Source organism: Streptomyces sp. NPDC030840 (genome assembly GCF_055572015.1).
Window position 1 is genome coordinate 111,942 of record NZ_JBVIEE010000008.1, and the last position, 10,369, is coordinate 122,310.

10 protein-coding genes and 2 pseudogenes are annotated in these 10,369 nt (G+C 71.8%); 6 read left to right on the forward strand and 6 right to left on the reverse strand.

All coding sequences use genetic code 11. The annotated features are described in order from the left end of the window. Positions 1-123 precede the first annotated feature (123 nt). Both ACZ49J_RS19285 and ACZ49J_RS19290 read right to left on the reverse strand, forming a co-directional pair. Positions 124-314, reverse strand: a pseudogene (locus tag ACZ49J_RS19285) (hypothetical protein); the annotation flags it as partial. A 313-nt stretch (positions 315-627) separates the two neighbouring features. Beyond that, positions 628-945: a hypothetical protein gene (locus tag ACZ49J_RS19290; RefSeq protein WP_467449421.1), complete on the reverse strand. Its 318-nt coding sequence runs from the start codon at positions 943-945 to the stop codon at positions 628-630. A 132-nt stretch (positions 946-1,077) separates the two neighbouring features. Between ACZ49J_RS19290 and ACZ49J_RS19295 the strand changes: the two genes are divergently transcribed. Next, the gene (locus ACZ49J_RS19295) at positions 1,078-1,263 is read left to right on the forward strand and encodes a hypothetical protein (RefSeq protein WP_468349539.1); all 186 of its coding nucleotides are present in this window, start codon (positions 1,078-1,080) and stop codon (positions 1,261-1,263) included. Positions 1,264-1,618: 355 nt separating this feature from the next. After that, a complete protein-coding gene (locus ACZ49J_RS19300) occupies positions 1,619-3,118 on the forward strand; it encodes an FUSC family protein (protein WP_467449753.1) in 1,500 nt (499 codons plus the stop codon). Between the two features lie 49 nt (positions 3,119-3,167). On the opposite strand, the pseudogene ACZ49J_RS19305 reads toward ACZ49J_RS19300, so the two are convergent. Then, positions 3,168-3,305: pseudogene (locus tag ACZ49J_RS19305) on the reverse strand (tyrosine-type recombinase/integrase); the annotation flags it as partial. On the opposite strand from ACZ49J_RS19305, the gene ACZ49J_RS19310 reads away from it, so the two are divergent. Further along, positions 3,258-3,455, forward strand: coding sequence for a hypothetical protein (locus tag ACZ49J_RS19310; RefSeq protein WP_467449793.1), 198 nt, complete (start codon positions 3,258-3,260; stop codon positions 3,453-3,455). The pseudogene ACZ49J_RS19305 and the gene ACZ49J_RS19310 sit on opposite strands and share 48 nt — an antisense overlap. A 194-nt stretch (positions 3,456-3,649) precedes the next feature. After that, positions 3,650-4,690: a lactonase family protein gene (locus ACZ49J_RS19315; protein ID WP_467449756.1), complete on the forward strand. Its 1,041-nt coding sequence runs from the start codon at positions 3,650-3,652 to the stop codon at positions 4,688-4,690. A gap of 159 nt (positions 4,691-4,849) precedes the next feature. Here the strand turns inward: ACZ49J_RS19315 and ACZ49J_RS19320 are convergent, their stop codons facing one another. Together ACZ49J_RS19320 and ACZ49J_RS19325 are read right to left on the reverse strand one after the other, a co-directional pair. Continuing rightward, the gene (locus ACZ49J_RS19320) at positions 4,850-5,773 is read right to left on the reverse strand and encodes a sirohydrochlorin chelatase (RefSeq protein ID WP_467449422.1); all 924 of its coding nucleotides are present in this window, start codon (positions 5,771-5,773) and stop codon (positions 4,850-4,852) included. A gap of 192 nt (positions 5,774-5,965) precedes the next feature. Then, positions 5,966-6,949 carry an N-acetylglucosamine kinase gene (locus ACZ49J_RS19325; RefSeq protein WP_467449424.1) on the reverse strand — a complete coding sequence of 328 codons (984 nt, stop codon included), beginning with the start codon at positions 6,947-6,949 and terminating at the stop codon, positions 5,966-5,968. Positions 6,950-7,346: 397 nt separating this feature from the next. On the opposite strand from ACZ49J_RS19325, the gene ACZ49J_RS19330 reads away from it, so the two are divergent. Both ACZ49J_RS19330 and ACZ49J_RS19335 read left to right on the forward strand, forming a co-directional pair. Further along, the gene (locus ACZ49J_RS19330) at positions 7,347-8,024 is read left to right on the forward strand and encodes a uracil-DNA glycosylase (protein ID WP_467449425.1); all 678 of its coding nucleotides are present in this window, start codon (positions 7,347-7,349) and stop codon (positions 8,022-8,024) included. A gap of 265 nt (positions 8,025-8,289) precedes the next feature. Further along, on the forward strand, positions 8,290-8,961 hold the full coding sequence (locus tag ACZ49J_RS19335; RefSeq protein WP_467449426.1) for a phosphatase PAP2 family protein: 672 nt from the start codon (positions 8,290-8,292) through the stop codon (positions 8,959-8,961). Between the two features lie 34 nt (positions 8,962-8,995). On the opposite strand, the gene ACZ49J_RS19340 is transcribed toward ACZ49J_RS19335, so the two are convergent. After that, the gene (locus tag ACZ49J_RS19340) at positions 8,996-10,366 is read right to left on the reverse strand and encodes a glutamate-1-semialdehyde 2,1-aminomutase (protein WP_467449427.1); all 1,371 of its coding nucleotides are present in this window, start codon (positions 10,364-10,366) and stop codon (positions 8,996-8,998) included. Between the last annotated feature and the right edge of the window lie 3 nt (positions 10,367-10,369).

The window sequence follows — 10,369 nt, forward strand, 5'->3', positions numbered from 1 at the left end:
CTCGGGGTGTGCCAGGAGGGAGTCACCACATGCGTCGCTTCGCCCCAACGGTCAACGTCGACCACGCACTTGAGTACGACACCTGCTCGCCGGGCGGTGACCCTCGGCCATGGTGCGCCGGCGTCATCGGAACGGGTTTTCCGTTCCGCGGTCCGCCTTGGTGGCTGCGTCGAGCAGTTCGAGCAGGTCAGCGCAGTCTGCGTCGCGCTGGTCCATCCACCACCCGCCCGGGTGATCCTGCGATCCGTTTCCTCCAGCTCCGCCCAGTCCCCCTCATCCCAGGTCCCCTCGGCGACGAGGATCGTGTGCGCGGCGGGCTCGTGAACTCACCGCAGCATCTGATGCTTTCGCCTTACCCCCAGGGGGTATGCTCTGCTTCATGCGCGTAGGAGAGCTCTCGCTGACTCCCTCGAGCCGCCCCTGCCGATCGGTGTGTGGGGTGGGGGCTGCTGAAATCGTCGTGATCAAGAAGATGTTCGGTCTGTGTTTGAAGCTGCGCGTCGTCTTGTCCGGGGGCTGTCCTGCATCGGCGCGGTAGGCGTCGGGGCGGAGTCGTAGGGAAGCCCCGGTGCGGGGCGGGGTCCCGCGTGCCGTCTTGCATCAGGGCCCCGCCGCGCTCAGATCGGCTCAGTGCCCCGTGTACTCGAAGATGTAGAGCCCGAAGTCACGGTCAGAGGCCGCGACGTACTCCCTCCCGAAGGAGTTGAAGGACTCCGCGCCCCAGACGTTGTCGCCGCCCTCGTCAGCGAAGCGGCCGACCTCCACAAGCTCGTCGTGCTTGACCCTCGTGACCCGGAATCCGCCCGCGTAGTAGGCGAAGTAAGCCGGGTCGGGCCGGACGCCGGAGGCCGCTTTGCCGCCCTTGTTGCGGTAGAGGTGGACACAGCCCCAGCCGTCGAAGTGCGACGAGAAGGTCAGTCGGCCGCCCTTCGTGCCGATGTCCACCGGCGAGGTGGCGGGACCGGTGCTGGCGAGGCAAGTGCTGAATCCGAGTTCGCAAGGGCGAAACCGTACGCAGCTGCGTACCCGTAGGCGACGTGGAACAGCGCGAAGCGGATGTCGCCCATGCGGTCCTCGATGCTGTGGCCCACCATCGTCGCCGACGACGTCTGCCGCATTACCGAACAGGTCAATCGCACCCCCTGTCAGTACGAGCGGTTCAAGCATCGCAAGGTGGGCGAGTATCGGGACGTGCCTCTGCCTGTGCGGGTGAGGTTTATGGACGGTCGGTTCACGGGCGCTGGAGGGATGGGCTCGCTGTGAGCCGCGATCGCGACGTCTTCATGGGCTACCGCGTGGCTACCAGTGTCGGATGAGGCAGGCCACCTGCGGCCCTGGGGCTGGGTAACGTCTGATCCATTGGCCTACCATCGGCCGACATCCAGGACTGATCAGCTGTGCCATTGGCGCAGTCAATGGCAGGACAGTTGAGCCAGCGGGCCCGAAGGTGGTTATCTTTGCCCTATCCATGTACTTGCGGCGCCGCGTAGCGCCGGACGGCGACGAGGCCGGTCCGGACCGCGGTGCCTCGTCGTGCCTGCTTGTTGTCCGCCACCCGGGACAACCGTGGGCGGGACGCGTACCACCGCAAGGGGGGCGGCTCACCGCCGTGAAGAGGATGTTCGTGGCTCCGGACCCGGGGCACCTGAGGCTGCGGAACGCGACTCGCGCTGTCATCGGTGTCTCCGCCGCCGTCGCCGTTTCGGGACTGTGCAGGCTGTCGCTCACCGCATCGATCACCGGAGGGCTCGCGGCACTGCTCGCCCTCTTCACGGTCACCGATGCGACCGTCCGTGACCAGCGGATCACCACCGCCCTGCTTCCCATGGCCGGATTCCCCGTGCTGGCGCTCGCCACCACACTGCACGGCATCACCCCGGCCCGTGACGCCGCGTTCCTCGCCGTCGTCTTCTGTGGGGTCTATGCCCGTCGCTGGGGCCCGCGGGGCCACGCGCTCGGGATCTTCGCGTTCATGAACTTCTTCATCGCGCAGTTCCTGCACGCGGTGCCCGCTCAGCTGCCCGAGCTGTACACCGCCGTGGGCCTTGCCCTCCTCGCGGCCGGCGCCACGCGCTTCGTTCTCTGGCCCATCGAGCGGCACACCCCACCCGCGGCAGCTCCCCCGGCCCTGCCCGGCAGCGGATTGGCGCGGCCCACCACCCGGCAAGCCTTCCAGGCCACTGCTGCCTCGGCTCTAGCGCTTCTGATCGGCCAGCTGCTCTCAGAAGAGCGTTGGTACTGGGCCGTCGGTACTGTCTGGTGGATCTTCGTCAACACGGCTTCTCGCGGCGAAACCCTGGTCCGTGGATTCCGCCGGATCCTCGGAACTGTGATCGGTATCGCCGTCGGCCTGCTGATCGCCATCCCGCTGCACGGCGCGCCCGCACCAACGGCCGCCCTGGTTGCCGTCTGTGTCTTCGGCATCTTCTACACCGCCGCCGTCTCGTATTCCTGGATGATGCTGGCGGTGACGGTCATGGTCAGCTTGCTCTACGGCCTGCTGGGCGTGCTGGACCCCAGCCTGCTGGGGCTCCGTCTCGCAGAGACCGGTGTGGGCGCACTGTGTGCCGCATTGGCCGTGACCCTGGTTCTGCCGGTCACCACGCACGCCACGAACGAGGCCTGGATCCAGCGGGCACTCCACTGCGTGCACGCTGCCACGGCGGAGGCGACCGCTCGCCTCGCTGGAGACCCGAAGGCCGACCCTGCCCCGCACGCCGCTGAGCTGGAGCTGCTGCTCGGCCGGGTACGGATGGCACTTGCTCCATTGATGCACCCCTTGGCTCCCTTCCGTGCTCGGAAGGCCCGTGCCCGCCAGGTCATTGAGCTGCTCGACGACTGCGCCCGCGAAGTGCGGGGCTTGGTGTTTGTTGCTGCCGATCCTGTCGCGTCGCACGACGCGCGTCTGGTCGCTGCCTGCTGGCGCGCCGAGGCAGCGGTGGAATCACTCACTGCCGGCGACCTGGGGCGCAGACGAGTCGCGTCCGCTTCCGGCGAGATGCCTCAGCAGGACGAGACGGAGTCGGCCCTCGCGCATCTGCGCGGCTTGGAGAAGGCTCTGTCGGAGCTGGCGATGTCTCTCGGGCCGTCTCCGCGCCCTCCACTTGCCCATTCCTGAACGGGAGAAAGAGCCTCGACCTACAGTGCGACCCTTTCTGCCAGGCGGCTCATAGCCGCTCGTTGAGGACCCCGGCTGCCCTCGTGATGGAGCCCGGCACGAGGTGCCGGTAGTTCCGGTACGTGACCTCGATTGTTTTGTGTCCCATCCACTCGGCGACATCAGTGATGGGAATGCCGTGGGCAAGGCCTCGCACGACGCCCGCCTCACGGTCGCGTGCCTGCGCGTCGAGTCGGCGGTCGAGACGCTGCTCGGCGCCGTACCGCGTGGCGCCGTGCCGCCGTACACGGGCGCACCCGGCCGGCACCCGGGCGCCGCCAGGCACTCGCCCACTTGACGGCCTGGAGCACGCCCGCACCGCCCTGGCCGCCCCTGCGCTCGTCACCGGCGCGGGGCTGAGCTGTTCTCCGCGCGTGGCAACGTGGGCGACGGAGCTTTGGTCTAGACCTCCTGCTACCGTCTGCGCCAACGGCACGGTGCCGGCAGGCGTGTCACCGAGAGGGGACGGCAGTGACAGGGACAGTGACAGATGTGGGCGCGGGTGGCGGCACAGGGCGGCGGGCGTTCATCGGCTCGTTCACGAGCGCGGGCGGTCCCGGCGTCGTCGTGGCGGCCGTGGACGAGGCGAGCGGCGCGCTGACCGTCCTCGGTCACGCGGACGACGTGCCCGACCCGTCGTACCTCGCCCTGGCGCCGGGCGGCGACGTCCTCTACAGCGTCAGCGAGACGGCCGAGGGAGCGGTCGCGGCGTACCGCGTGACCGGCGACCGGCCGGAGCTCACCGGGCCGCCCGTCCCGGTCCACGGCGACGGGCCCACCCATCTGAGCCTCGTCGCCGGACACGTCCTGACCGCCAACTACGGCTCCGGCAGCGTCACCGCGGTACCCCTGCGAGCCGACGGCACCCTGGCGCACGCCGCGTCCGGAGTCCTCCGGCACACCGGCTCAGGGCCCAACGAGCAGCGCCAGGAGGGACCGCACGCCCACCAGGTGCAGCCGGACCCGAGCGGCCGCTGGGCCGTCGGCGTCGACCTGGGCACCGACGCGGTGCTGGTGTGCGAGCTGGACGCCGGGGTGCCGGTCCTGCGCCGCCAGACCACGCTCAGGCCCGGCTCCGGGCCCCGCCACCTGGCCTTCCACCCGAACGGTTCGTACGCGTACGTGCTGCACGAACTCGCGCCGATCGTCACCGTCTGCCGCTGGGACTTTGGCAGTGGTGAGCTCACACCGCTCGGTGAGACCCCGGTCCTGCAGGGCACCCCGGACGGCGACGCCTACCCGTCGGGCATCGCCGTGTCGTCCGACGGACGCTTCGTGTGGACGGCGACACGCGGCCAGGACGTGCTCTCCGTCCTGACGGCCGACGGGGACGGCGAGAAGCTCGCGCTGGCGGGCACGGTGCCGTGCGGCGGCCACTGGCCGCGCGCGCTCGCCGCCTCGGGCGGTTTCCTGTACGTCGCGAACGAGCGCGCGGGAAACGTGAGCTGGTTCTCCGTCGACCCGGACACGGGGGTGCCCGCCCCGGAGGGCTCGGTCGAGGTCGCCGCGGCCTCGTGCGTGATCCTGGGCTGAGACGCCGGCCGGTACTGATCGCTGTTCGTTGGCTGCGGATTCGCTGCGGTTGCTTGGTTCCGCACGCCCCTGGACCCCCCGAGCGGCGAAGGGCCCGCTCCCGAGAGGGGAGCGGGCCCTTGGCGCATCCACGGAACCCGGCGGGCGCGGCAACGAGGCTCAGCGCACCGGCATGCCCTGCGGCTGCTGCGGGGTGATCCCCAACGCCGACGTGTACTTCGAGAGCGCCAGCTTGCCGATCGCCGGGTACGGGCCGAGGGCCTCGGCGGCGGAGCAGCCCGCCTCCTTGGCGGCCGCGTCGAGAAGTCCCGCGTCGATCTCCGGGCCGATCAGATAGGGGGCGAGCGCGAGGTTCTGCGAACCGGAGGAGCGCAGCTGCTCGGCCACTGCCGAGATCGAGCCCTCCTGGTCGAGCGCCGCGGCCATTACCGGCACGGCGAGGCGCGCGGCGAGCAGCATGCCGGTGATCCCGGCCGCCTGCACGGCCTCGTCACCGCCGACGGACGCGAGGATGATGCCGTCCGCGGCGGTCGCCACGGTGAACAGGCGGGCGCGGTCGGCGCGGGCCAGACCGGCCTCGGACAGCCGCACGTGCAGCGCCTCGGCGAGCAGCGGGTGCGGGCCGAGGACGTCGGTCAGGTCGGCCGCGATACGGCTCTCCATGACGGCCTGGCGGACCTGGCGCAGCAGTGAGCTGTCCGGTCCCGCGAGCAGGGGCACGACGACGGCGACGGGGCCCTCCGGCTCCCTGACGTCCATGCCGGCGGCGCGGGCCTGCTCGAAGCGGGCGGTGCGCTCCTCGGCGGCGCGGACGAGCACCGACTGGAGGGTGGGGAACTCGTCGCCCGCCCCGTCGAGGTACCCGATCCGCGCGTCCAGGCCGGGCAGCTCGGAGCGCGCGATGCTCACGACCTCCTCGGCGAGGCTGCGTGTGGCGGCGCTGGGCGTGCCCGGCACCGCGAGGACGAGCGCGGGCGCGCCTTCAGGAGCCGCCAGGGGCTCGGGGCGGCGGTGCCGCCCGGGCTGGCGGGGTCGCGGCATTCGTACAGGCAGGCCGGATGCGGGCCCAGTGGGGGAGCTCATGGCGCCGCATGCTACTGGCTTCCTGGGCTCCCCTGTTCGGGGAGGGTGCAGGTGAGCGGTATCCGTCCGGATTTGTCTGATGAGTTACGTGACGATCGGCACAAAACCGTGTCACTCCTCGCTGACATGCGGTAGCGGAAGCGGCTCATCTCGCAGTTGCTGGACGGCAAGAAGTAAGTCCGTTTTATGGTACTAGTTTTCGGCCAGCTGCACGTGCAGCATCCTCTCGTCGCCCGGCAGGGCCGGCACCCCCTCGGCCAACTCTGCCGCGATGCGGACCGCACCGTGCAGCGGATCACCCTCGGCGGCCACCCGCCGCGCGTGCGGCACCCGCTCCGCCAACTCCGCCTCCAGGGGCACGAGGAGAGGGTCGCCCATCCTGAACAGGCCACCGGTGAGAGCGACACGGGGCTCGCCCGACACGGGGCAGACGGCGGCCACGGACTCGGCCATGTGACGGGCCGCCGAGCGCAGGACCTCCGCCGCCACCGGGTCCGTCTCGACGCACGCCGCCACCTCGGGCGCGAACGAGGCCAGCACCGCGGCACGGTCGGTGCGCGGATAGAGCCGTCCGGGCAGGGAGGCGACAGGCCCGAACCGCTCCTCGGCGCGCGCCAGCAGCCGCGCCGAGCCGCCCGGCCGTCCGTCGTGGGCGCGCAGCGCGGCCTCCAGACCCGCCCGCCCGATCCACGCGCCGCCACCGCAGTCACCGAGAAGATGGCCCCAGCCGTCCGCCCGGCGCCAGCTCCGCAGATCGGTGCCGATCGCGATCAGCCCGGTGCCACCGGCGACCACCGCCCCTGCCCGCGTCCCGAGAGCACCCGCGTACGCCGTGACCGCGTCGGCGGCCAGCGCGACCCGGCGCACACCGAACGCGCGCTCAAGGGCCCCCGGGAGCTCAGCGCGCATGCCCTCGCCCAGGCTCGCGAACCCGGCGGCGCCGATGGCCACCGCCCGCGGCGGACCGCTGCCGGCGTCGTCGAGCAACCGCCGCGCCAGGGGCACGAGCTGCTCCAGCAGATGCCCTGCGTCGATCCCCGCCGGACCCGTCCGTACCGGTTCCGCGGACACCAGCGGGGCGGTGCGTGCCCTGCCCTCCGAGGCCAGCACCACGCGGAGCCCGGAGCCGCCCGAGTCCACGCCGAGCACGACGGGAACCGCCCCGGCGCCGGTCACGGCAGGCGCCGGTCCACGGACCGCGTTCCCCGCCGGGCGAGCAGGTCGTCGGCGGGGCTGAACGGGTGGGAGGCGAGCCCACGGAAGGCAGTGATCAGGCTGCCCGGCAGTGGCCGTACCTCCGGCGCGGCCGAGTGCGACAGATGCGCCGCGTGTGCGGGAGTTCCGGGATGCCGGTGTCCAGAGCCAGGGGCTGACCGGGCGTTGTGACCATGGCGGAGTGGCTGGAACACGGGATGCAACAGGCTCCCCTCCTTCCCGTGGCCGGCCGCGCGGCCCGCTGGGCCGACTCGACGACCGTGATCAGGAGGGAAGAGTAGCGCCGAGGGCGGCGGCCGTGCGTGAGGGCTTCTGTGTTCGTGCGGAGTTCCGGCGTGTGCCAGTAGGGTGACGCGCTGTGGCACGACGACCCTTGCACGAACTTGTTGAAGCAGGCTGGGCGAAGGCTCTCGAACCCGCGGCCGAACGCATCGCCGCGATGGGGGACTTCCTCCGGGCCGAGATAGCGGCCGGCCGGACCTACCTCCCGTCCGGTGCGAATGTCCTGCGGGCTTTCCAGCAGCCCTTCGACGACGTGCGCGTCCTGATCGTCGGTCAGGACCCCTACCCCACGCCGGGCATGGCCATCGGGTTGAGTTTCGCGGTGGCGCCCGAGGTGCGCTCGCTGCCGGGCAGCCTGGAGAACATCTTCCGGGAACTCCACACGGACCTGGGGCTGCCCAGGCCGTCGAACGGCGATCTGACGCCGTGGACCGAGCAGGGAGTGCTGCTCCTCAACAGGGCGCTGACGACGGCGCCCCGCAAGCCGGCAGCCCACCGCGGCAAGGGGTGGGAGGAGGTCACCGAGCAGGCCATCCGAGCGCTGGCCGCGCGTGGCAAGCCGCTGGTGTCGATCCTGTGGGGTCGCGACGCGCGTAATCTGCGGCCGCTGCTCGGGGATCTCCCCGCGATCGAGTCCGCGCATCCCTCCCCGATGTCGGCGGACCGGGGCTTCTTCGGTTCGCGGCCGTTCAGCCGGGCCAACGACCTGCTCGTCGGACAGGGTGCGCCACCGGTGGACTGGCGCCTGCCGTAGGGCGTCGACAATCGTCGATCATGGGGAGATACTGGCTCCGATGTCCTTGCGGGGCGGCGCCGGAAGGCCGGGGCGCGGCATCGGTAGCGGCGGGTGACCTGACGTGGGCCCCGACGGGAGGGGGAGGTGCGGGCATCCGCCGGATGGTCTGCGACGGTGCGCGGGTTTGTCCCCGCCTCCGCCATGAGCGCTGCTGCGGGCTCGACCGCCACCCGGACCGTGGATCACGGCAAAGGACCGCGGGCCGACCGAACGCGGTGGGCGTGTGACCGGCCGGTCGGCGACCGCGGTGCGGCCCCTGTCGCCGCGCTCGTGGCTGGGGCCGGTCGCGGCCCTCGCCGCTCTGGTGGTCGCCGTACTCGGCATCCTTTATGCCGACGACAGCGAGCCCGGCACGGTGGACGCGCGGATCTGGGCGGCGGTGGACGGTGTGGGACCGCGGTGGCGGGACGTCGCTCTGGCCACGGACTTCTTGGGGGAGCCCGCAGGAGCGGCGACGCTGGTCGTGGCCGCCGTGACGGGCTGCCTGCTGCTTCGGCGTCCTCGCGCGGCGGTGCTCGTCGTGGCCGGCACCGGGCTGTCCGTGGGGACGACGAGGCTGCTCAAGTCCCTGGTGGGACGCACCATCCACGGCGACGGCAACCTGTCCTACCCGAGCGGGCACACCGCCTTCCTCACCGCGCTCGCCCTCGCGGTGGCGCTGCTCGTGGTCGGCCGGCACGGCCTCGGCAGGACGGCCGGCACCTTGCTCGTGCTCGCCGCCGCGCTGGTGGCCGGCGCCGCCATGGGCTGGGCGCAGGTCGTCCTGGGCGCGCACTACCCGACGGACGTCCTCGGCGGCTGGTGCACCGCGCTGGCGGTGATACCGGCGACCGCCTGGCTGGTCGACCGGACGGCCGACCACCTGGTCGACCGGGTGGCCGACGCCGGTCGGTGAGAGCGTCACTGAAGTCAAGTCAGGTCAGGTCACGTCACGCCAAGCGGCGGAACACGGGCTTCACCGGCCGCCCGCCCAGCCAGGGAGTGGGGTCGGCGGCGTCCAGCGCCTTCCGGTACACCGCGCATGCCTGGGCCACCACGTCGACGGTGTGGTCGATGTCGGCGTCGCTGAGCGCGCTGCTCACCACGAACGAGGGGGCCAGCACCCCGCCCGCGAGGAGCCGGCGCAGGAACAGGGTGCGGTACTCCTGCGACGGCTGCCGGTTCTCGTCGAGGGTGGCGAAGACCAGGTTGCTGGCCCGGCCCCGGACGACGACGTGGTCGCCGACGCCCATGCTGTCCGCGGCCTCGCGGACACCGGCGGCCAACCGCTCGCCGAGGTCGTGCAGCCGCGCGGTGACGCCCTCCTCGGTGTAGATGGTCTGCACGGCCATCGCGGCGGCCAGCGAGTGCGTTTCCGCGCCGTGCGTGGTGGACAGCAGGAACACCCGGTCGCCGGAGTGACGCAGCCCGCCCCGCTCCATCAGGTCCCGGCGCCCGGCCAGCGCGGAGACGGCGAACCCGTTGCCCAGCGCCTTGCCGAACGTGGAGAGGTCCGGGACGACGCCGTACAGGCCCTGGGCGCCCGCCTCGGACCAGCGGAAGCCGGTGATCATCTCATCGAAGACGAGTACGCAGCCGTGCCGGTCGGCCAGCTCCCGCAGGCCGGCGAGGTACCCGGGCGGCGGCTCGGAGTGGGTGGCGGGTTCGAGGACCAGGCAGGCGACCTCGTCCTCGTACCGCGTGAGCAGCTCCTGTGTGGCGGCCAGGTCCCCGTAGGGGAACGCCACGGTGAGCTCGTTGGTCGCCGCCGGAATGCCGGCGGACATCGGCGTGGTACCGATGAACCAGTCGTCGACGGAGAAGAACGGGTGGTCGGCGCAGATGGCCACCCGCGGGCGCCCGGTGACGGCGCGGGCGAGGCGCACCGCGGCGGTCGTGGCGTCGGAACCGTTCTTCGCGAACTTCACCATCTCGGCGGTCGGCACCGTGGCCAGGAAGCGTTCCGCGGCCTCGACCTCCACGATGGACGGCCGGACGAAGTTGCCGCCGCGGCCGAGTTCCCGTTGCACCGCCTCGATCACGCGCGGGTGGGCGTGGCCGAGGCTGACCGACCGCAGGCCGGAGCCGTACTCGACGTAGCGGTTGCCGTCGACGTCCCACACGTGGGCACCGCTGCCGTGGCTGATGACCGGGGCCAGGTTCTCGGGGTACTGGTCGTCCCCCTTGGCGTAGGTGTGCGCGCCCCCGGGGACCATGGCGTGGAGCCGCTCGTTCGCCGTCCGCGACCGGGGAAGAGTGAACTCCTCGGTCTCTTCCGTGTGTTCGGTGTGCTCGGTGTATTCGGTGTGTTCGGTGTCCACGCC